The 21,632-nt window shown below is 70.0% G+C and carries 15 protein-coding genes; 1 reads left to right on the forward strand and 14 read right to left on the reverse strand.

From position 1 onward, the window contains the following. Positions 1 to 46 precede the first annotated feature (46 nt). From ACWXWW_RS06065 to ACWXWW_RS06095, 7 genes are all read right to left on the reverse strand, one after another. Positions 47 to 1,030, reverse strand: a complete 984-nt coding sequence (locus tag ACWXWW_RS06065) for an ABC transporter substrate-binding protein (protein WP_455969311.1) — start codon at positions 1,028 to 1,030, stop codon at positions 47 to 49. Between the two features lie 155 nt (positions 1,031 to 1,185). Then, positions 1,186 to 2,724 carry a sugar ABC transporter ATP-binding protein gene (locus ACWXWW_RS06070; protein WP_455969312.1) on the reverse strand — a complete coding sequence of 513 codons (1,539 nt, stop codon included), beginning with the start codon at positions 2,722 to 2,724 and terminating at the stop codon, positions 1,186 to 1,188. Beyond that, entirely contained in the window at positions 2,721 to 3,740 is a 1,020-nt protein-coding gene (locus tag ACWXWW_RS06075; protein WP_282978721.1) for a LacI family DNA-binding transcriptional regulator, read from the reverse strand. The genes ACWXWW_RS06070 and ACWXWW_RS06075 overlap by 4 nt, the downstream gene beginning before the upstream one ends. Before the next feature lie 240 nt (positions 3,741 to 3,980). Next, a complete protein-coding gene (locus ACWXWW_RS06080; RefSeq protein WP_455969313.1) occupies positions 3,981 to 5,927 on the reverse strand; it encodes a glycoside hydrolase family 127 protein in 1,947 nt (648 codons plus the stop codon). Positions 5,928 to 5,929: 2 nt separating this feature from the next. Continuing rightward, positions 5,930 to 6,829 carry a carbohydrate ABC transporter permease gene (locus ACWXWW_RS06085; protein ID WP_271172895.1) on the reverse strand — a complete coding sequence of 300 codons (900 nt, stop codon included), beginning with the start codon at positions 6,827 to 6,829 and terminating at the stop codon, positions 5,930 to 5,932. 1 nt (position 6,830) lies between these two features. Then, on the reverse strand, positions 6,831 to 7,739 hold the full coding sequence (locus ACWXWW_RS06090; protein WP_421075207.1) for a carbohydrate ABC transporter permease: 909 nt from the start codon (positions 7,737 to 7,739) through the stop codon (positions 6,831 to 6,833). A 64-nt stretch (positions 7,740 to 7,803) separates the two neighbouring features. After that, positions 7,804 to 9,102 carry an ABC transporter substrate-binding protein gene (locus ACWXWW_RS06095; RefSeq protein WP_455969314.1) on the reverse strand — a complete coding sequence of 433 codons (1,299 nt, stop codon included), beginning with the start codon at positions 9,100 to 9,102 and terminating at the stop codon, positions 7,804 to 7,806. A 179-nt stretch (positions 9,103 to 9,281) separates the two neighbouring features. On the opposite strand from ACWXWW_RS06095, the gene ACWXWW_RS06100 reads away from it, so the two are divergent. Continuing rightward, positions 9,282 to 10,304: a LacI family DNA-binding transcriptional regulator gene (locus ACWXWW_RS06100; RefSeq protein ID WP_455969315.1), complete on the forward strand. Its 1,023-nt coding sequence runs from the start codon at positions 9,282 to 9,284 to the stop codon at positions 10,302 to 10,304. Positions 10,305 to 10,492: 188 nt separating this feature from the next. Here the strand turns inward: ACWXWW_RS06100 and ACWXWW_RS06105 are convergent, their stop codons facing one another. From ACWXWW_RS06105 to ACWXWW_RS06135, 7 genes are all read right to left on the reverse strand, one after another. Further along, positions 10,493 to 11,725, reverse strand: a complete 1,233-nt coding sequence (locus ACWXWW_RS06105) for an ROK family transcriptional regulator (protein WP_455969316.1) — start codon at positions 11,723 to 11,725, stop codon at positions 10,493 to 10,495. Between the two features lie 91 nt (positions 11,726 to 11,816). Then, complete coding sequence (locus tag ACWXWW_RS06110; protein WP_455969317.1) at positions 11,817 to 14,198, reverse strand: glycoside hydrolase family 2 TIM barrel-domain containing protein; 2,382 nt, start codon at positions 14,196 to 14,198, stop codon at positions 11,817 to 11,819. Positions 14,199 to 14,202: 4 nt separating this feature from the next. Next, entirely contained in the window at positions 14,203 to 14,844 is a 642-nt protein-coding gene (locus ACWXWW_RS06115; protein ID WP_455969318.1) for a YesL family protein, read from the reverse strand. 78 nt (positions 14,845 to 14,922) lie between these two features. Further along, complete coding sequence (locus ACWXWW_RS06120) at positions 14,923 to 16,473, reverse strand: ABC transporter substrate-binding protein (RefSeq protein ID WP_421075201.1); 1,551 nt, start codon at positions 16,471 to 16,473, stop codon at positions 14,923 to 14,925. A gap of 45 nt (positions 16,474 to 16,518) precedes the next feature. After that, complete coding sequence (locus tag ACWXWW_RS06125) at positions 16,519 to 17,508, reverse strand: carbohydrate ABC transporter permease (protein WP_271172903.1); 990 nt, start codon at positions 17,506 to 17,508, stop codon at positions 16,519 to 16,521. Next, positions 17,495 to 18,430: an ABC transporter permease gene (locus ACWXWW_RS06130; protein WP_455969319.1), complete on the reverse strand. Its 936-nt coding sequence runs from the start codon at positions 18,428 to 18,430 to the stop codon at positions 17,495 to 17,497. Before ACWXWW_RS06130 ends, ACWXWW_RS06125 begins: the two co-directional genes overlap by 14 nt. A 193-nt stretch (positions 18,431 to 18,623) precedes the next feature. Further along, on the reverse strand, positions 18,624 to 21,416 hold the full coding sequence (locus ACWXWW_RS06135; RefSeq protein WP_455969320.1) for a discoidin domain-containing protein: 2,793 nt from the start codon (positions 21,414 to 21,416) through the stop codon (positions 18,624 to 18,626). Positions 21,417 to 21,632: the final 216 nt, after the last annotated feature.

Here is a 21,632-nt window from a genome sequence, read left to right on the forward strand (position 1 = left end):
AGCGTGCGGGGCCCGCGAGGGCCCCGCACGTCGGGCGCGTGCCCGATCAGTACTTGCGGTCGGGCAGCGCGGTCTCGGCGGCCTCGGGCGAGTCGAAGGTCTCGCTCGGGACGACGATGCTCGGCTCGACGTCCTCGCCCGCGAGCACCTTCTCGACGACGTCGAGGGCGGTCTCGCCGAACAGCGGGTTGTACTCGGCGACGAAGCTGAGGTCGCCGGCCGCGAGGGCCTCGAGGGCGCCCTGCGTGCCGTCGATCGTGGCGATCTTGACGTCCTCACCCGGCGCGAGGCCCGCCTCCTCGACGGCCTGGACGGCGCCGAGGCCCATCTCGTCGTTCTGCGCGAAGATGAACTGCACGTCGTTGTCGTTGGACTTCAGGACGGTCTCGACGACGCCCTTGGCCTCCTCGGTCGACCAGTTCGCCGTCTGCGCGCCGATCTTCGTGAAGCTCGACTCGGCGCCGACGACGGCGTCGAAGCCCTCGTTGCGCTCGTTCACGACGGAGACGCCTGCCGGGCCCTCGAGCACGAAGTAGTTCGCGCCGTCGGGGAAGGCCGACACCGCCCACTCGGCGACCGCCGTGGAGACCTCGATGTTGTCGGGCGCGATGCGCGTGACGTAGAGGCTCGTGTCGTCGGGCTCGATGCCGCGGTCGAGCAGCACGACGGGGATCTCCGCCTCCTGGGCCCGCTTGAGCGAGTCCTCCCAGCCGGTGGCCTCGGTGGCCGACAGCAGGATCACGTCGACGCCCTCGTCGACGAACGACGTGAACGCGTCGATCTGCGACTTCTGGTCGAGGTTCGTCGCGGGCGCGTACTTGAGCTCGTAGCCCGCCTCCTCCGTGAACGTGTCCTGGATGTTCTGCTCGTTCGCCTCGCGCCAGGCACCCTCGGGCCCGACCGCGACGAAGCCGATCGTGGTGACGTCGTCGTCGCCGGCCGCCCCGCCCGAGCAGGCAGCGAGACCGAGCGACAGGGCGCCGACGGTCGCGAGACCGAGCACCTGGAAGACGCGCTTGTGTGCAGACATGGTTCTCCTCCTCGAGACACCGGGCGCAGGGCCGCCCGGCGATCCGGATCCGTCGTGGATCCGCTGCCGATTGCAGTGACGCGTGGTGCGCCGTGCTCGAGATGTTACCGGGAACAATTTGTTCCGTGCAAGGGCGAGATCGGATCGTGATGGGATCAGTCCCCGAGGTCCCCGTCGAGGTCGGCGGCGATCATCTCGACGATCGTGTCGACCGTCACGCCGGGGCCGTTGCTGAGCTCGCCGATCTTCTCGCGGTCCTTGAGCACGACGATGCGATCGCTCAGGCGCACGACCTCCTCGAGCTGCGACGAGATGAAGACGACCGCGACGCCCTCCCCCGCGAGCTGAGCGACCTTGCGCTGGATGTCGAGCTTCGCGCCGATGTCGATGCCGCGCGTGGGCTCGTCGAGGATGAGCACGTGCGGGCGCGTCGCGAGGAGGCGCGCGAGCATGATCTTCTGCTGCGTGCCGCCCGAGAGCTCCTCGACGGGCCGGTCGATGTCGGACGGCAACAGGCGCAGGGCCTCGAGGTACGTCTCGATGAGCGCGTCCTGCTCGCCGCGCGACAGCGGCCGCGACCATCCGCGCAGCGCCTGCAGAGCGAGCACGATGTTCTCGCGCGCGGTGAGCCCGCCGATGATCCCCTCGTCGCGGAGGTTCTCCGTGGAGAGGGCGATGCGGTGGTGGAGCGCGGCGCCCGGGCTGCTCAGCTGCACCCGCCGTCCGTCGACCCAGAGCTCTCCGCTGTCGGCGCGCTCGGCGCCCGCCATGAGGCGCGCGAGCTCGGTCCGCCCCGAGCCGCGCAGCCCGGCGAAGCCGACCACCTCGCCACGGGAGAGCTCGAGATCGGTCGGCTCGAGCGTGCCGCGTCGGCCGAGCGCTGAGGCCGACAGGGTCGGCTCCCCCGAGGCTGCGTAGTGGTGCGACAGGCGCTCCGAGCGCAGCGCCTTGAGCGCCTCGATGTCCTCGCCGATCATCTTCGAGATGAGGTCGGCCCGGTCGAGATCGTCGGCGGCGTACTCCCCCACCACGCGCCCGCCGCGCAGCACGGTCATCCGGTCGGCGATCGCGAAGACGTGCTCGAGGAAGTGCGAGACGAAGAGGATGGCGACGCCGCGGTCGCGCAGACCCCGCACGACCCGGAGGAGCGTGCGGACCTCGGCCGCGTCGAGGCTCGCGGTCGGCTCGTCGAGGATGAGGACGCGCGGCTCGAGCACGAGGGCTCGCGCGACGGCGACGAGCTGCTTGACCGCGGGCGACAGTGCCGTGAGCGGCGCGCGGGGGTCGACGTCGTCGAGGCCGAGCCGCGCGAGCACCTCCTGGGTGCGGGCGCGGTTGGCCTTCCAGTCGATGCCGAGGCGGCCTCGGATCTCGTTGCCGAGCATGACGTTCTCGGCGACCGTGAGGTGCGGACTGAGACGCGTCTCCTGGAACACGGTCGCGATGCCCTGCGCGCGGCTGCGCGCGACGCCCACGGGGACGCTCTCGTCTCCGTCGATGCGCACCTCGCCCGAGCGGATGGGCACGGTTCCGGTGAGCGCGCCGATGAGCGTGGACTTGCCGGCGCCGTTCTCGCCCATGAGCGCGTGCACCTCGCCCGGGCGCAGCGTGAGGTCCACGTCGTCGAGGACGCGGACCCCCGCGAACTCGACGCAGATCCCCGTCATCTCCACGACGGGCTGACGCGCGGTCATCGCCCCTCCCGCGGCGCGGCCGTGGAGGAGCGCACGAGGAGCTCGGCGGGGATGCGCGTCACGCGAGGGATCTCGCGCTTCTCGATCGCCGCGCGCAGCATGTCGACCGCGGAGACGCCGAGCGCGTGGAAGTTCTGCCGGATGGTCGTGAGCGGCGGCAGCACGTGCGCCGAGAGCGGCACGTCGTCGAAGCCGACGACGCTGAGGTCGTCTGGCACGGAGAATCCGCGGTCGGCGAGCCCGTGGATGAGCCCCACCGCCATGTCGTCGTTGCCCGCGAAGATCGCGGTGTAGTCGGGCAGCTCGCGGATGCCCTTGGCGAAGTCGTAGGCGAAGTCGGCCGTCCAGTCGCCGACGACGATCGGGCGCTCCCGGATGCCCCACGCCTTCGCGCGTGCGTGGAACGCGCGCTCGCGTGCGCGGGCGTCGAGCCAGTCGAGCGGCCCGGCGAGGTGCAGGATGTCGCGGTGCCCGAGCGAGACGAGGTGGTCGACCGCGAGGGTCGTGCCCTCCTGCTGGTCGACCGAGACGGTGAGGAACGCCGGGTCCTTGTCGGGCTTGACGACGAGCACCGGGACGCCGATCGAGATCTTGCGGAGGGCGGCGATCGACGACGAGCGCGGGGCGACGACGCACAGGGCGTCGATCCCCTGGGTCGTGAGGTTGTCGACGGCCTCCTGCGGCGTGATCTCGTCGCCGCCGCGCAGGGCGATCGCGCTCACGGAGTATCCGGCGAGCCGCGCGGCCGACTCGACGGCGCGGAGTGTGCTCGTCGGGCCGAACTCGACCGCGCTCTCCACGAGCACGCCGATCCGCTGGCTGCGCTGCGTCGCGAGGGCGCGCGCCGCCATGTTGGGGCGGTAGTCGAGCTCCTCGATGACCTCGAGCACGCGGCGGCGCGTGGCCTCCTTGATGTACGGGTAGTCGTTGAGGACGCGCGAGACCGTCATGTGCGAGACGCCGGCGAGCTGGGCGACCTGCCGGATGTTCGGCTTGTCCGCGCTCGTGTTCGCCACCGGAGTCCTCCATCGGTCTCGCCGTCGCCGGGAGCGGGGACGGGGGCCGCGCGCGACGGCGCGCGGCCCCCTCAGCCTAGCGATCGCGGCGGCCTGTGAGCGGGAACAAGCCCCGCCCCTCCGCTCTCCCCGCGACTCGGCGTCCGCGACTCTGCATGTCTCACTCTCGGCGGGTTCGCGCCCGCCAGAACCGCGGAGAGTGAGACATGCAGGATCGAAGTGGGTGGAGGGGCGGCGGGGTCAGGCCCCCGCGCGGCGCTCGGGGATCCAGATGCGCATCGTGGAGGGGCCCCGCTCGGCCCACTCGTGATACGGGATGAGCGGCACGTTGACGATCTGCTCTTCGTCTGCGACCTCGGGGTCTCCGAACGGCCACGGGAGGTCGACGGGGCGTCGGATGGCCAGGCGCGCGACGACGCGTCCGTCCTCTTCGCGCAGGGGCGCGTCGGGATCGATCGCCACGACATCGACGCCGATCCCCTCGGGGAGGTCGACCGATTCGAGCGCCAGCACCTCGGGGCCGCGCTCCACCGCCACCGCGCCCCGGATCGCGTCGATGCGCGCGTCCGGCCGCGTGAGCCGCGGGGCGACAGGGAGGCGCAGCGTCACGACATCGCCCGCGGAGAACGCGCGACGCACGGTCGCGTACCCGGGTTCCGCCGCGAGCGTCTGGACCCCGCCGTCCGCCGAACGGACCTCAAGCGCTGCTCCGACCGCCCAGCTGGGCACGCGGAGCGAGAGCGTCCACTCCGCGTCCGCGGCGGCGTCCACGGTGACGCGTATGTCGCCGGCCGCGGGGTAGTCCGTCTCCACGTGCAGTGCGACGTCGTGCCCGGCGACCGCGGTTGAGATCGTGGCGGGCGCGTACTGGTGGATCTGGAGCCCCTCCTCGTCGACGGTCGCGACGTACGCGGCGAGGCTGGCGAGGGTGCGGGCGACGTTGGGCGGGCAGCACGACACCTCGAACCACGGCGCGCGCAGCGACGACTCCGCACGCGCGGACGGCGCATCCGGGTCGGCGACCTCTCCCGGCGTGCGCTGGTGCAACGTGTTCGCGTAGTAGAACGCCGTGCCAGCGGACGAGGGCGACGTCGCGACGACGTTGTACAGCGTGCGCTCGATGAGGTCGGCGTACTTCGCCTCCCCGCACTCGAGCAGCAGGCGCCAGCTGAACTGGATTGATGCGATGCCCGCGCAGGTCTCGGAGTAGGCGCGGTCGGGCGGCAGCTCGAAGTCGGCGCCGAACGCCTCGTCCTGGTGGTGGGCGCCCTGCCCGCCGGTGATGTACGTGCGGCGGGCGACCGTGTTGTCCCACTGCCGCACGAGCGCCGAGGACAGCTCGCCGTCGACCGTCTCGACCGCGACGTCGAGAGCCCCCGACGAGAGGTAGTTCGCGCGCACGGCGTGGCCGCGGAGGACGTCGGCCTCGCGGATGGGGATGTCGTCCTGGAAGTACGAGCGGCCGAACTCGATGTCCGCGAGCACCCCCGTGCCGTGCCGGTCGATGAAGAGCTTCGCCTGCGCGATGTAGCGGGGCTCGCCCGTGACGCGACCGAGCTCGACCAGTCCCATCTCGATCTCCGCGTGCCCGCACATCGACGGGATGCCGTCCTCGCCGAACACCTCGCAGACGAGGTCGGCGGCGCGTGTGGCGATCTCGAGGAGCCCGTCGTCGGCGCCGGGCTTCGTGCGAGCCCGCGCGACCGCAGCCTGGAAGAGGTGCCCGAGGCAGTAGAGCTCGTGCCCCCATTCGAGGTCGGACCACCTCGGGCCCTGACCGGGGCGGCCGAACCGCGTGTTCAGGTATCCATCGGGCTCCTGCGCCGCGCCCACGAGCGAGACGATGTCGCGGAACGCGCGCTCGAGCTCGTCATCGGGGGCACGTCCGATCTCCCACGCGAGCGCCTCGAGGTACTTGTAGACCTCGGAATCGGAGAACTCGCGACCACGGCGGCCCTCGGGCAGCCCACCGGCGACGGCGAGCTCGAAGTTGCGGATCCAGCCCTCGCGCTCGAGCCACGTGCCGATGTGCGCGAGGGTCGCGCGCCGGTTCACGCGCTGCCGAGCGCCCCAGAACCCTCCCGTGATCGCGACCTCCTCGATCCCCAGGGGACGCAGCGCGCCCGAGCTCGGCAGGACAGGAGCGGCAGCCGCCGCGGTCGCGCGGTGCGATGTGGTGAGTGTCATGATCATCCCTTGAAGGCGCCGGACATGAAGCCCTGCACGTAGTGACGCTGGAGAACGAGGAACAGGAGCACGCAGGGCAGCGCGAGGACCGCGACCCCGGCGAGCGTGGCGCCGTAGTCGATCACGCCCATCGTCTGGCCGCGCAGGTTCGCGACCGCGAGCGGCAGCGTCATCCGATTCGTGTCGCTGATGAGGATGAGGGGCGCGATGAAGTCGTTCCACGCGGTGAGGAAGGCGAACAGCCCCACCGTGATGAGCCCCGGCTTGGTCGCGGGCAGCAGCACGCGCCACAGCGCCGAGAAGCTGTTGCAGCCGTCGACGAGGGCGGCCTCGTCGAGCTCGCGCGGGATCGACTCGAACGAGATCCGCATCATGAACGTGGAGAACGGCAGCTGGAACATCGTGAGCACGAGGGCGACGCCCACGGTCGTGTTGCCGAGGCCGAGGCCGTTGAGGATCACGTACAGCGGGATGAGGAGGGTCGCGTACGGGACCATGAGGATGGCCAGGGTCGTGAGGAACAGCGCGGTCTTCCCCGGAAACGAGAACCGGGCGAATGCGTATCCGCCGAGGAACGAGATCACGAGCGTGAGGATCACGGTGAGGCCCGACACGACGAGCGAGTTGCCGAGGTAGACCCAGATGCCCGCCTGGAACTCGGCGAGCGTCGCGTAGTTCCCGAGACCCCACCCTTCCGTCTGACTCGTGCCGGCGCGCGGCGCGAACGACGACACGACGGCCCAGACGAGCGGGTAGAGGAAGACGGCCGCGAGCGCGGCCGAGAAGATGCCGAACGGCGCCCTCGCGAGCAGCCGGCGCCATCCGCCCTGCCGCGGCGCGCGCGACGCGCCGCGGCCCTCCGTGACGATGACCTCGGTCTCGGTCGGAGCGAGCGCGGTCATGTCAGCTCTCCTCTCCGCCGCGGAGCACCCGCAGCTGGAAGACGTTGATGACGACGAGGGCGATGAGCACGATGACCGACAGCGCCCCCGCGATCCCGAGGTCGTTCTGCCCCTGGAAGGCCATGGAGTACATGAGCTGCACGACGGTCATCGTGGAGTTGTCAGGACCGCCCTTGGTGAGGATGTAGAACTGCTCGAACGCGAGCAGCGAGCCCGTGACGCACATGACGATCGTGAGCGCGAAGGTGGGCCGCATGAGGGGCATCGTGACGTGCAGGAAGGTCTGCAGCTTCGAGGCCCCGTCGATGCGCGCCGCCTCGTACACCTCGCCCGGGATCGCCTGGAGGCCGACGAGCATGAGCAACATGTAGAACCCCGTGAAGCGCCACACGATGAGGAAGACCGTCGCCCAGAGCGCGCCGCCAGGCGTCCCGAGGATCGTGAAGCCGGATGACTCCATCCACTCCGCGAACGGACCCGCGATCGGCGAGTACAGGACATAGAAGAGGAGCGACGCCGAGGCGAGGCCGAGGGCGCTCGGCACGAGGAAGGCGGTGCGCAGGAACGACCGCCATCGCGACGACTCCTGGACGAGCAAGGCCAGCCCGAGGCCGAGGCCGATGAGGAGGACCGTCGCGGCGATCGTGTAGATCACCGTGAAGCGGATGGCCTCCCAGAACAGGCGGTGGTCGACGGCGGCGACGTAGTTGTCGGGGAAGTTCCAGCCCTGGAAGCCCGCGAGCAGCGGCCAGTCGCCGAGCGACATGGCCACGACGAGGACGAGCGGGACGACGAAGAGAACGCCGACGAAGAGGGCGGTGGGCGAGGCGTACAGCCATCCCTGGATGGCGTGCGCGCGCTGCGCGCGGGTCCGCCCGGGACGTCGCGCGGTCGTGGCGGCGGTGGTCATCGTGGATCCTTCTGTCCGATGCCGTCGGGGCGCTCCGCTGCGGGGAGCACCCCGACGGCGACTGTCACTGCGAGAGGATCTCGGTGATCGCGGCGTTGTCCTCTTCGAGGGTTCCGCCCTCGCCGAGCACCTCGTTGCGCACGAGGGTGAGCCAGGGGCTTCCCGCGGCGTTGAAGGCCTGCTGGAAGTTGACGGCCACGGGGGTGTCGCCCTGAGCGGCGACCTCGTTGATCGTCACGAGGCGCGGGTCGGCCGATGCGTGCTCGTTGTCGGCGAGGTCTCCGCGGGAGACCACGTTGCCGTTCGCCGCGAGGACGTCGACCTGCGTCTCCTCCGACATCATCCACGCGAGGAAGTTCCACGCCTGCGCAGAGAGCTCGGAGTCCTTCGAGATGCCGATGCTGTCGCCGCCGACGAACGTCGAGGCGCCGCCGTCGACGCCGGGGAGGCCCGCGACGCCCGCGTCGAACTCGAGAGCCGGAAGCAGCGTCGCCGGGTACGGCATGATGCCGACCTTGCCCTCCTGGAAGCCGGCGACCCACGTGGCGCCGGTCTCGTCCTCGGAGCCGGGCGCGACGACTCCGTCGTCGACGAGGCCCTTCCACGTGCCGTAGATCTCCTGCGCGGCCTCGCCGTCGAGGAGCGACTCGGTGCCGTCCTCGCTGAGGACCTCCTCGCCCGACGCCCAGATCGACGGGAACCACGTGAAGAGGAGGCAGCCGCCGCAGTTGAGGCCGGTCGAGGTGCCGGAGACGCCGTCCAGGCCGAGCGCGTCGACGTCACGGGCGATCTCGGCGAACTCCGCGATCGTCTCGGGTGCCTTCTCGGGGTCGTGGCCCGCCTGCTCGACGAGCTCCTTGTTCCACATCATGACCGACAGGTCGAGCACGAAGGGCAGCGTGTACTCGGCATCGTCGATCGTGCCGGCCGACATGTGGCCCGCGTTGATCTCGTCGGCGTAGTCGAGCTGCTCGACGAGCGGCGAGATGTCCTGGAAGAGCCCCTGGCCCGCCCAGTTCGGCACGTAGACGACGTCGGCGGCGAACAGGTCCGGCAGCCCGCCGGACCCCGCGGCCGCGCCGACCTTCGCGACGTAGTCGTCGTTCGGGACGACCGTGAGCTCCACCTGGTTCTCGTGCGTGGCGTTGTACTCCTCCACGAGCAGCTTGGCCTGCGCCTCGATCGGCGCACGCGTCCACAGCGAGAGGGTGGAGCCGTCGTCTACGCCCTCGGCGGGGATCTCGTCGACCGCAGCCTGGCCTCCACTGCCGCCCGAGCACGCCGTGAGGCCCACCGCGAGCGCGCCCGCGACGGCGAGTCCTGCGGCGCGCATCGCCGTGCCGCGCCGGATGGTCGTGATCATGTGTCTGCTCCTCTGGCTCTTCGTTGAGCGAGCACGCCGCCGTTGCCGCCGATGCTCGACACGCCGCGCGAAAGCTTTCGAAACGGCTTTCGTTGAATCTAGCGGCGGCACTGCGGGCCGTCAAGCACGACGGTGCAGAAATCCATGTAACGGTTTCGAGACTGTGGCACGCTAGAGCGATGAGCACGGAGCGCAACGGGCGGGCCGCCACCCTGAACGATGTCGCGCAGCGCGCGCGCGTCTCGGCGGCGACCGCCTCCAAGGCACTCAACGGCCGCACCGACGTCGCAGCGGCGACGAGGGCTCGCGTGCTGGCGGCAGCCGAGGAGGTCGGGTTCACCCCCAACGCGGTCGCGCGCGGCCTCACCGCCGGGCGCACGAGCACGGTGGGACTCCTCACGAGCGACCTCGACGGCCGCTTCGTCCTGCCCATCCTCATGGGTGCCGAGGACGCCTTCGGCGCGGGACGCATCGACGTGTTCCTGTGCGACGCGCGCGGCGACGCCGTCCGCGAGCAGCATCACCTGCGCGCGCTGCTCAGCCGCAGGGTCGACGGGATCATCGTCGTGGGCGACCGCACCGATCCCCGCAGGAGCCTCGGCCGCGCGCTGCCGGTCCCCGTGGTGTACGTCTATGCACCGTCCAGCGATCCGCGCGACCTGTCGCTCACGCCCGACAACGTCGAGGGCGGCCGTCTGGCCATCCGCCATCTGCTCGCGTGCGGCCGCAGCCGCATCGTGCACATCGGAGGCGACCCCTCCTATGCCGCCGCGCAGGATCGCCTGAGCGGAGCACAGGAGGCGCTGGTCGCGGCCGGCACGGCGTTCGCGGCGGAGCCGATGCTCGGCGAGTGGTCGGAGCACTGGGGGCGGGCGGCTGCGGCCCTTCTGCTCGAGCGCGATCCGGAGATCGACGCCGTCTTCTGCGGCTCGGACCAGATCGCGCGCGGCGTGCTCGACGCGGCGCGCGACCTCGGACGCGACGTGCCGCGCGACCTCGCGGTGATCGGCTTCGACAACTGGACGGTGCTCGCAGAGAACTCGCGCCCGCGCCTGACGACGGTCGGCGTGGACTTCGAGGCGCTGGGTCGCACCGCCGCGCAGCACCTCTTCCACGCGTTCGACGACAACGGGATCGAGAGCGGCGTCCTGCACACGCCCGTCCAGCTCGTCGTGCGCGGAACGACCATCCCGGTCGACTGAGCGCGGGACACGACGCAGGAGATCCGCGGCCGACACGCCCCGGAATCCGGTTCCCGCAGCTCAGGCCACGGAGAACTCCTGCGCTGTGTCCCGCACACCGCACCCGACGCCCGCGGCAAGCCCTGCATGTCTCACTCTCGGCGGCTTCGCGCCCGCCAGAACCGAGAAGAGTGAGACATGCAGGGGCGTCAGAGCGCGATCGGCGTCCGGCTCGTCAGAAGGCCCGCGTCGGCGAGGAAGCGCTCGAGCGCGATGACGGCGATGCCGGTGGACACGGTGCTCCCGCCGATCGTCGACACGCCGAGCTCGACGTCGGCCCCGGCCGTCCCGGGCGCCTGGTCGCGCAGGTGCTCGCGGGTCGCCGGCAGCAGGCGATCGCCGAGCGCCCAGGCCGTCCAGCCGGTGAGCGTCACCACCTCGGGGTTGACGACCGCGACGAGATCGGCGAGCGCCGACCCCAGGTACCAGGCGGTGCGCGCGATCGTCTCGTCGACCGCCGCATCGTGCTCGGGCCCATCCGCCGCCCCGGCCATCGCCTCGATGAAGTCGCGCTGCGAGTCGAGCGCGAGAAGCGGATGGTCCGGGGCGATCTCGCGGAGCGTCTGCCGGATCCCGGGCGCTCCGACGTAGGCCTCGACGCAGCCGCGGCGGCCGCAGCGGCACCCGCGACCGTCGAGCGCGAGCAGCGAGTGCCCCCACTCCCCCGCGAGATTCGTCGCTCCGCGCAGGATGCGCCCCTCGAGCACGATCGCGGCGCCGACGCCCGTGCCGAGGTTCACGGTGACGAGACTCGAGTGCGACCGGCCGCGCCCGAGCCAGAGCTCCGCCGTCGCGATGACCTTGAGCGGGTTGTCGATGACGAGCGGCAGCCCCACCCGCTCGCGCAGGCGGTCGAGCTCGACGGTGTGCCAGGTCCAGTTCGGCACGAGCACCGAGACGCCGGCGGGCGCCTGCACGAGCCCCGGAAGCGAGACCCCGACGCCGAGCACATCGCCCCGGTCGACGCCGCCCTGCTCGAGCACGCGGTCGAGCGCGCTGCCGATCGCCTCGACGACGGAGTCGGGGTCGAGGAGGTGCTCGTCGCGCTCGACGTCGACGAGCGCGATCTGGGTGAGCGCCGTGTCGAACAGCTCGGCGCGCACGTAGGTCTCGGCGACGTCGATGCCGACCACCCGGCCGCGATCGGGGTTCATCGCGAGCGTCGCCGTCGGCCGCCCGATCCGGCCGACCGTGACCTTGGTCTCGACGACGATGCCCTCGACGAGGAGCTCGCCCACCACCGTGGCGACGGTCGCCGGGCTGAGTCCCGTCGTGCGGGCGATCTCGTTGCGCGTGGTCTCGCCCTGCGACAGCAGAACATGCAGCACGTCGAGCCGCGACTCGCTCCGGATGTCGCGCGACGTGCGCCTCGAGACAGCCATGTTCACTCCCGCACCGCGGCCATCCGCATCGGGTCCGCCGCCGCGGCGGGCGATCCCGGCGACCGGTCCCCCGCCGGTCGTCGCCAGTATGTCACGGCCCGCACTCCACGATCGTCTCGGGGAGCCCCTCGGCCCGGAGGCGCACGACGGCGCCGGCGTCCGCGCGCACGAACACGGCGAGCCGCCCCTCGAGGGTCCGCCGCTGCGAGCTCGCGTAGGGCGTGACGTCGGCGAGGTCGCCGTTCTCGATCCCGAGCAGCTCGCCGCCGGAGACCTCGACCGAGACCATCCGCTCGTCCCGCGCCGATCCTCCGTCGGCGTCGCGCAGCGCGCACTCGATCTGCACGAGACCGTCGAACGGGGCGCCGTCGAGAGCGAGGCCGGCGTCGGCGCAGCGGCGCGCTGCATGCTCCGGGGCCTCCCAGACGACCGCGTCGAGGCGGGCGGCCGCCCCGCGCGCGCGGAGCTCGTCCTGTGCGACGACGTCGCCGTCGCGGACGATCTCGAGCACGAGCGGCGCGGAGCGCACGTCGGTCTCGGCCGTCCAGAAGCCGCCCTCGTCGTCCCATGCGAGCGGGATGGCGTCGCCTCCGCACGTGAGCCGCGGCTCGCCGCCGCCCGCGAAGCAGAGCACCTCGACCCGCTCCCTGCCCTCCCATGCACGCGAGACGGGATGGCTCCAGAAGCTGCGCGGGCCCTCCCCTGCCGGCCGGGTCACGAGATGCGCGACGGGCTCGTCGGTCCACCAGCTGCGCCGCAGATGCCACGTGTGCTTCGCGAAGCCCGCGAGCGTGAGCAGCCCCGCCCCCGAGCCGTGCACGGGCCATCCGTGGGCCTCTCCGAGATAGTCGATGCCGGTCCACAGGAACTGTCCCGCCACGTAGTCGGCCCGCACGACGTGCTGCCACTCGGCGTAGCCGTGGCCGTTCTCGCTGCCCAGCAGAGGCTTGTCGGGGAACCGCGCGTGGTCGGCCTCGTACAGGTGCTCCTTGTAGTTGTAGCCGACGACGTCGATGTCGTCGAGGAAGCCCGTGAGGCTCGACAGCTCGGGGAAGGCCGCCGCGATCGTCACGGGCCGCGTCGGGTCCTTCGCGCGGACGATCGCCGCGAGCCGCCGAGCGATCGTCGTCAGGCGCCGGATGTCCGGGCGCGACGGATCGTAGACGCGCTCGGCCGCGGGCTTGCTCGCGTCGTTGTTGCCGGTCATCTCGTCGAAGAGAGGGCTCGCGTACGGGTCGTTCGGGTAGTCGATCTCGTTGCCGATGCTCCACGCGATGATCGACGGATGGCCGCGATGCGCGTCGATCATGGCCGCGAGGTCGCGCTCGTGCCACTCCGGGAAGTCCTTGGCGTAGCCCTCGTGCCGCGGCGGGTACACGTTGTGCCCCTGCCACCACTTGTTCTTCGGGTTCTCCCACTCGTCGAAGGCCTCGTCGATCACGAAGAGGCCGAGCGCGTCGCAGAGGGCGTACAGCTCGGGGGCGTGCGGATTGTGGGCCATGCGCACGGCGTTCGCGCCCATCTCCTTCAGCCGCAGCAGGCGCCGCAGCCACACGGCCGGAGGCACGGCGGTGCCGAACGGCCCCGCGTCCTCGTGCAGGCACACGCCCGTGAGCGTGCGCGGCTCGCCGTTGACCGAGAAGCCCGCGTCGGCGTCGAAGGCGACCGTGCGGATCCCGACGGTCTGCGTGTAGCGGGCGGATGGCCCCCGATCGGGCACGACGGTCGTCGACAGACGGTGCAGATGCGGATCGGTATCGGACCAGAGCTCGGGATCGGGCACGCGCGTCTCGCTCTCGACGTCGGCCGCGCCGCCCGCTGGCACCTCGACGGCCGCGTCGAAGGCGTGCACGCGCCCCGATGTCAGGGAGCGCAGCTCGTGCCGGACCTGCACCGACACCGGCTCGGGGCCGTCGTTGACGAGGGTCTGGACGACGCGCACGACGGCCTCGTCGGCGTCGGCCGACAGGGTCGTGAAGGCTGTGCCGTGCTCACGGAGGCGCACGGCCTCGTGCACCTCGATCTCGACGCCGCGGGTGATCCCCGCGCCGTTGTACCACCGCGAGTCGGAGAGGTCGGAGTGGTCGACCCGCACGCTCAGCACGAGGTCGTCGTCGGGCGCGTAGGAGAGGATCTCGGTCAGGTCGAACGAGAACGCGGCGTACCCCGACGGCCGTCCGCCGAGGTGGTATCCGTTCGCCCAGACCTGCGCGTTCTTGTAGACCCCGTGGAACACGAGGCGCACATGCGGGGCGTCGGCGAGCTCGCCCATCGGCACGTGGGCGCGGTACCAGCCGACGCCGCCCGGCAGATATCCCGTGCCGCTCGAGCAGTCGCGCGAGAACTCCTGCTCGACGCTCCAGTCGTGCGGCACCCTCACGGCACGCCATGCGGTGTCGTCGAAGCCCTTCTTCCACGCGTCGGGCTCGTCGCCGAGGTGGAAGCGCCAGGGGATGATGGGGTTCGCGCGCACGCGCCTACCTCTCGCTCGAAGAGTCGATGTACCGGCTGAAGACCCGGTCGAGCACGCTGCCGATGACGATGGCGAGCCCGCCGAATCCGATGAGGAGCCACAGCAGGCCGTAGCCCGTGGCCTGCGGGGAGAAGATCGTGACGACCGCCGACAGCACGAGGACGGTCAGGATGAGGAACGTCGAGAGCGGGTGCCGCAGGGAGAGGAGCCGCGCGTTCCGGAGGACCTCGGGGATGGCCCCCTCGAAAGTCGCGAGATAGGGGAAGACGTAGACGGCCCACGCGACGCAGAAGAACACGACGACGTACCAGATCGCGAGGAGGGCGAACTCGAGCATCGGCGGGACCCCGACGCCGTTCACGACGACGAACCATGCGGCGAGCGCCGCGCCGACGAGCAGCATGAGCAGCCACAGGGCCGTCGCCTGGCGGAGGTTCCGCCGGAAGGACCGGAGGAAGTCGCCCGTGACCGATTCGCACGCGCCCGTCGCGAGCCTCCGCCCCGTGAAGCTCAGCGCGGTGAGTGATGCGCCGATCGTCACGACGGGCAGCGACGCCACGATGAACAGGCCGTTGAGGATCATCGCGTCGGCGACGCGCGTGAGAAACCGCATGAGCGCGGAGTCCGCCGCGAAGATGCCGTTCATCCTCTCCCCTTTCGAGATCGGGCGGGCCCGCGGTGCGCGGGCCCGCCCTTGCCGATGCAGGCGCTCAGTCGCCTGCGGTCACTGGCTCTCCGCCCAGGCGTCCATGTCGGCCTGGACCGAGGCGAGGGCGTCCTCGTAGCCCGCGTCGCGGAGCTTCTGGCGCATCTCCTCGATCGCGGCCTCGGGGTCGTCGAACTTGCCGTACTGCAGCTGCGGGATGTACTCCGAGAACACCGCGCCCATGGCGGCGAGGGTCGGATCGATCGCGTCCTTGTTGAACAGGAGGGTCGAGTACGGGTAGTCCTTCGCCTCGGCGTCGAGCTGGTCGTAGAGCTCCTGCTTGTTCTCCGCGTCGGTGACCCGCGGCAACTCGTACTCGTCCATGCGGCCGGCCCAGAAGTTGGCCCCGAGCGCGTCGGTCGACGGGTCGTAGCCCTCGGGGTTGTCGAGCTTGCCGTCGTCCGTGATGACGTAGTCGGTGCCCTCGATGCCGTAGTTGATGAGGCGGTACGACTCCTCGTCGTTGCGGAGCATGTCGTACACCTCGAGCGCCTTCTCCGGGTTCGCCGAGGTCGCGCTCACGGCCATCGCGCCGTGCGTGAGGATGTCGCGGAAGTAGTTGCCGTTCTCCTGGCCCCAGTAGAAGAACTTGGGGTCCGATCCGGGCTGGCGCTCGTTCATGTTGTGCACGATGCCGCCCACGAACGTCTGGGTGTGGTGCTGGTCGGCGCCCGACAGGCCCGAGTAGAAGAGCTCGCGGGTGTCGCCGTCGTAGTTGAGCGCGTCCTCGCGCCACACCCCGATGTCGTTCCACTCCTTGGCGAGCTCGGCGGCCTCGAGCAGCTCGTCGCCCTCCATGTACCAGGACGTGACCGTGTACGGGTCGGACTCGGACGTCTGGAACGGGTAGTAGATGCCCGCGCTGATCTGCTGGATCGTCTGCAGGTCGGTGTGCCCCTGCAGATAGCCCGTGAGGGCGGCCTCGTTCGTCCCGGCGACATCCCACGGGTAGGCCTCCGGCTTGTTCTCCTTGACCCACTGGAAGTAGGTCGTGAAGTCCTCGAAGGCCGTGATCTCGCCGTTCTCGAAGCCGGCCTCGGCCGCCCAGTCCCCGCGGTAGAAGAACCCGTGGTTCGTCCACTGGGTGAAGTTGTCCTCGGGGATGAAGTAGATCTGCCCGTCGTCGAGCTTCGTGAGATCCCAGTGCCCGTCGGCTTCGACCTGCTCCCACGTCTTCGGCGCGTGCTCCTGGAGCATCTCCTCCGACAGCGGCAGGAAGGCTCCCTTCTCCGCGTTCTCCCACGCGAACAGCCAGTCGGTGGCCGTGGTGATGAGGTCGATGTTCGAGTCGCCGGAGAGCAGCTGCACGTTGTACTGCGTCTGCCAGTCGGCCCACTCGACGTAGTAGAGGTCGAGCGTCGCACCCACCTCCTCGGCGAGGCGCTCGTTGAGCTTCTCGAGCATGGCCTCGACGCGCCCGTTGGTCGGCTTGTCGCCGAGCACGAGCATCGTGATCTCGGCGGTGCCGCTCGACTGCTCGCCGCTGCCGGCGGTGCACGCCGACAGCATGCCCGCGCTGACGCCCACGGCGAGCAGCGCTGCTCCCGCTCGGACGATGTTCCTTCTCATGTGAGACTCCTTCGGCTCATTCCTGGTGGAGGGGTGGGATCGGGTTCAGCCCTTGACGGCGCCGACGGTGATGCCGGTGACGAAGTACTTCTGGACGAACGGGTAGACGAGGAGGATCGGGCCGGTCGCGATCACGGCGCTCGCCATCTTGAGGGTGTTGCTCGGCAGCTCGGAGATCACCACGTTGTCGCCGGCGACCGAGTTGCGCAGCGCGTTCGCGGTGTTGATGACGTTGTAGAGGTAGTACTGCAGCGGCTTGAACTCCACGGAGCTGCCGAGGTAGAGCGATGACAGGTACCACTCGTTCCAGTAGCCGAGAGCGAGGAAGAGGCCGATCGTCGCGAGCGCCGGCTTCATCATCGGGAGCGTGAGCTGTGCGAAGATCCGGAAGTCGCCCGCGCCGTCGACCTTGCCCGACTCGACGATCTCGTACGGGACCGTCCGCATGAAGTTCTTCATGAGGATGATGAGCCACGGCGTCATGAGCAGCTGCAGGAAGACCGCGAGGTAGCTGCCGCGCAGCCCCAGGTCACGCCCCACCCAGAGGAAGGTCGGCGCGAGGCCCGCGGAGAACAGCGTCGTGAAGTAGATGAAGAACGAGATGACGTTGCGGTACCGGAAGTCCCGGCGGAACAGGGCGTACCCCGTCATCGAGATGATGAAGAGCCCGATCGCCGTGCCCGCGACCGTCATGATGATCGTCACGGCGTAGGAGCCGAGGATCTGCCGGGGCGAGTTGAAGATGTACTCGTACGCCGTGAGCGTGAAGCCCTTCGGCCACAGTCCGAACCCGCTCTTCATGATCTCGGACTCGCTCGAGAACGACGCCGAGATGATGAGGATGAACGGCAGCGCGCAGAACAGCGAGAAGAGCGAGATCGTCACATACGAGATCGCTTTGAGCGTGTAGTCGCTCTTCGCGAGCTTGATGGTCGTCGGCCGCCCGGTCGGGCCGCCGCGGCGCTTCCTCGCGTTCGCGGTCGTGACCGCCTCGGTGACCGTGGGCGGGGGGACGAGCGTCTCAGAAGATTGCATAGTCCTTGTTCATCCTTCGCACGACCCAGTTCGCCGTCATCACGAGGGCGAAACCGAAGAGGGACTGGTAGAGGCCGACCGCGGTCGACGTCGTGAAGTTGTTCTGCGACATGACCATCCGGTACACCGAGGTCTCGATGATGTCGGTGGTCGAGAACAGGGCGGCGTTGTTGCCGATGAGGTTCCAGAACAGGCCGAAGTTGCCGTTCATGATCCCGCCCAGCGAGAACAGCAGCAGGATGATGAACGTCGGCTTGAGGCTCGGCAGGATGACGTAGCGGATCCGCTGCCACGCCGAGGCCCCGTCGATCGCCGCGGCCTCGAACAGCGTCCGGTCGATGCCCATGATCGCCGCGAAGTACACGATCGACCCGTACCCGGTGCTCTGCCAGAGGTGGACGAGGATGATGATGAGCGGCCACGCGCCCGCCGTGCTGTAGATCTTGATCGGGTCGCCGCCGGTCGACTCGATGAGGGCGTTGAGCGCGCCGGTGTCGTAGTTGAGCAGGTTGAACGCGATCACGCCGATGAGCACGACCGAGATGAAGTACGGCAGGAACATCACCGTCTGCGTGACCTTCTTGAAGTACTTCGAGGCGATCTCGCTGAGCATGATCGCGAGCGCGATCTGCAGGATGTTCCCCAGCACGATGAACGCGAGGTTGTAGAGGATCGTGTTCCGCGTGAGCAGCCAGAGCTGGCCCGACTTGATGAGGAACTCGAAGTTCTGGAACCCCACGAACGGGCTGCCGAAGATGCCGTCGCGGTAGTTGAAGTTGGTGAACGCGATCCAGATCCCGGGGAGCGGCGCATAGCTGAAGATCGCGAAGAACACGATCGCCGGGATGCACATGAGGATGAGCACCCTGCTGTGCGTGAGATCCTTCAGCAGCCGTCGTCTGGGCTGCACCCTGTCCGTCACGGACATCCTCTGCCTCTCTGCAGTCGGAGCGTCGGCTCCATCGCCGACGGGTGTCTCTTCGACGATAAATCTAACCGTCGATGAAACTAGGAAGACAGTAGCGATCCCCCGCCGGCTTGGCAAGAGCCGCCTACGGGAAGCGGTCGGAATCGGTCGCGGGTGCCCCGGCCGGGGCCGGAGCACCCGCGCGCGCTCAACCGCAGCTGGCGGCGGGGTAGCCCACCGTCACGGGCACGCCATCCGCTCCCGTGAAGGTCGTCTCGCCGGCCGTCGCCGAGGCGGCTCGGACGGCGATCGCGGCCGAGGCCGCGTGTCCTGGCGCGAGCTCGTCGAGGACGCGCCCTCCGTACGCGCTCTGCACCGCGACATCCGCCGGGCCGTCCGCCGTGTTGCGCGCGGTCGCGACGAGCTGGACCTTGCCTCCCACGCAGCGGCTCGTCACGGCGGTCTCGACCGCGGCGTCGACCGCGCCGACCGCGAGCACCGGGATCTTGAGGTACGAGCCCGGCGTCGCGAAGACGAGACGCACGGCCGAGGCGAGCACCGGCTCGAAGGTGAACGACGTGGGCGTGCCGTTCGCGCTCGGGACGACGTCCTGCGCGGTCGTCGGGTGCCAGGTGCCGTGCGCGTCGCGGTACTCGACGCTCACGCCCGTGATGGTGCCCTCGCGGTTGGTGAAGCCGACCCGGTCCACGATGTGGGCCTCGGCGGGCTCGATCGTGAGCGTCGCCTGGTCGCGCTTCGTGCTGTCCCACGTCGACCACGAGGTCGCGGCGCTGCCGTCGCACGCGTTCGCGGGCGGCATCGTCTCGTACTGCGTCTGGTGGAAGCTCGCCGTGAGCGTCGTGCCGTCGGCACCGCAGACATCCCGCACTCCCTCGGCGCCCCACAGCTGCACCTCGGAGATCGACTGCCACACGTTCGTCGCGGTCTTCAGCTGCAGGCGGACCCCGCTGGTCGCCGGAATGCCCGACACGTCGAGCTTCGCGACGGGTGCGGTGGCCGAGGCGTCCTGCGCGAGGTCGACGCTCGCGTTCGCCGACACCCAGGCTCCCGATGCGTCGAGGTACTCTGCGGCGATGGTCGACGGCCACGTCGCGCCCGCGCCGTCCTTGTAGGTGTGCACGACGACCTCGTCGACGTCCTGCGGGAAGGCCCAGGTGTACGACAGCCAGCTGCTCTTGGGGTACACGCCGCCCCCGACCCAGTCGTCCCAGCCCTTGCCCTTGACGTTGCCGTCGGCCGTCGTGCCGGCGAGATCCTGGCGGCTCGATGCCGCCACCGCGGCGTCGAGCGCGAGGTTCACGATGCCGGGCGTCGCGACCTCGATCGTGCGCGTGAACGTGCGCCCCGCCGTGAACGTCGCATCGGCCGCCAGGGTGCCGGTGATGAGCTGCGTGCCCCGCTCGTCGAACGACGTCGCGCTCCACGTCACCGCGACCTCGGCCGTCGCACCGTCGACGGCGACCGGGACGGTCTCGGGCAGCTTCGCGGAGAAGTCCTCCCCCGGCTCGACGGTCTCCGGCAGGCGGTCGTCGACGACCGACCAGATGCCGTCGCCCAGACCGTGCTCGTCGAAGTACGACGCATCCCAGCCGGCCCCCCAGCGCTCCGGGTCCTCCGTCGCGGGATTGCGCATCTCGGCCCGGCCGTTCTCGCCGATGGTGATCGGCAGCCACACGTAGGTCGAGTCGGCGGCGCCGGAGTTCCAGCGATCGCCCATGTAGACGAAGCGGCCGCCGCCCAGGTCGAGCACGTTCGTGGACTGCGAGCCGAACGTCGTGCGGCGCACGTCGCCGACCGAGAGGAGGCCGTCGCCGCCCTCGGGGATCGCGTTGTACGCGACGTTCTCGTAGGCGTCGTCGGCCTGGACGCCGCGGATCCACGACCCGAGGATCGTGTCGGCCGTGTGGTACGTCTGCGGGTTCGGCGCCCAGCCCGTCGCGCCCGATGCGACGACGTAGTACCGGCCGCCGTGCTGGAAGAGCGCGGGCGCCTCGAGCATGCCGCACTCCTTGACGATCTGGAAGTCCTCCCCGCGCACGGGCGCCTCCGGAGTCCCGTCCGCGAAGAGATAGGGGAAGCGGCCGTCCTCCGAGTACTGCCCCGCGTCGGCCATGTCGGTGTCGGTCGTGTGGGTGACGTTCGTGTACGACGCGTCGAGCTCCGCGATGTAGAGCGAGCGGTTCTCCTCCGAGGAGTAGACGATGTACGCCGTGCCGTCGTCGTCCTGGAACACCGTCATGTCGCGGGCCTGGCCGGGAACGGCCGCCGAGATGCACGCCTTGTAGTCGGTGCGGTTCGGCATCCGGTAGACGCCGGTCATCTTGAAGGGCCCGGTCGGGCTGTCCGAGACGGCCACGCCCGCCATCGAGCGGGCGTACATGCTCCCGCCCGGGCTCGTCTGGCCATCCGAATGCCACCACAGCACCCACTTGCCCGTGCTCTCGTTGAAGAGCACCTTGGGCCGCTCGAAGATCGTCGTGTACTCGGCCGCGTCGTTCGTGTTGAGGTGGTAGTTCAGCTCGGCGATGCGCTCCGTGCGCGGCTGACCCGCGTCGTCGACCGTGTCGTAGAGGGCGTCGAAGTACTCCGTCTCGAGTTCGGAGGCGTCGGACACCGAGCGCAGCACGACGCCCTGGTCGACCCAGTTCACGGTGTCGTACGACTTGTAGGCGTGCACGCCGGGGCTGCCGTAGTAGCCGTTGCTGCGGTCTTCGCCGTACCAGTAGTAGACGGTGCGGCCGTCCTCCTCGGCGGTCACGATCTGGCCGCCGTGCGCCTGGATGTGCGCGCCGTTGTCATCGAGCCACAGCGGCTGGAAGTAGTCGGGCGCGCTGCTGCCCGGATCCTGGATGGCCGGATACGACGTGTACGTCGTCGGCTCGCCGACCGAGACCTCGGCGGTCGCCGGCCCCGCCAGGGACATCGTCAGGGCGGCGGCGAGAGTCAGCCCCGCCGCGGCCGTCATGGTTCTCTTCAACATCACTCCCTCGTGAGCGAGGCGACGCCGCCTCGCGGATGTTTGCGTGAACATCAGTCAAGCGGGAGTCCGCATCGCGCGGCAACCATGCCTTCGTGGAAGCGATCGCAATCGATCATGCAGGCGGATGGCCGGGATGGCGCGCACAGCGCGGGCGGATGGCGCGGGCGCGCCGGGACACAATGCAGGAGTTCCGGCGCGGAAAGGGGCGGGAACCCG

The sequence above is a fragment of the Microbacterium sp. KNMS genome (genome assembly GCF_053851835.1).

Bases quoted from the DNA above. Each gene is read 5' to 3' on its own strand.
- ACWXWW_RS06065 (WP_455969311.1), bottom strand. From the start codon at position 1,030: ATGTCTGCACACAAGCGCGTCTTCCAGGTGCTCGGTCTCGCGACCGTC.
- ACWXWW_RS06070 (WP_455969312.1), bottom strand. From the start codon at position 2,724: ATGACCGCGCGTCAGCCCGTCGTGGAGATGACGGGGATCTGCGTCGAG.
- ACWXWW_RS06080 (WP_455969313.1), bottom strand. From the start codon at position 5,927: ATGACACTCACCACATCGCACCGCGCGACCGCGGCGGCTGCCGCTCCT.
- ACWXWW_RS06085 (WP_271172895.1), bottom strand. From the start codon at position 6,829: ATGACCGCGCTCGCTCCGACCGAGACCGAGGTCATCGTCACGGAGGGC.
- ACWXWW_RS06090 (WP_421075207.1), bottom strand. From the start codon at position 7,739: ATGACCACCGCCGCCACGACCGCGCGACGTCCCGGGCGGACCCGCGCG.
- ACWXWW_RS06095 (WP_455969314.1), bottom strand. From the start codon at position 9,102: ATGATCACGACCATCCGGCGCGGCACGGCGATGCGCGCCGCAGGACTC.
- ACWXWW_RS06100 (WP_455969315.1), top strand. From the start codon at position 9,282: ATGAGCACGGAGCGCAACGGGCGGGCCGCCACCCTGAACGATGTCGCG.
- ACWXWW_RS06105 (WP_455969316.1), bottom strand. From the start codon at position 11,725: ATGGCTGTCTCGAGGCGCACGTCGCGCGACATCCGGAGCGAGTCGCGG.
- ACWXWW_RS06115 (WP_455969318.1), bottom strand. From the start codon at position 14,844: ATGAACGGCATCTTCGCGGCGGACTCCGCGCTCATGCGGTTTCTCACG.
- ACWXWW_RS06120 (WP_421075201.1), bottom strand. From the start codon at position 16,473: ATGAGAAGGAACATCGTCCGAGCGGGAGCAGCGCTGCTCGCCGTGGGC.
- ACWXWW_RS06125 (WP_271172903.1), bottom strand. From the start codon at position 17,508: ATGCAATCTTCTGAGACGCTCGTCCCCCCGCCCACGGTCACCGAGGCG.
- ACWXWW_RS06135 (WP_455969320.1), bottom strand. From the start codon at position 21,416: ATGTTGAAGAGAACCATGACGGCCGCGGCGGGGCTGACTCTCGCCGCC.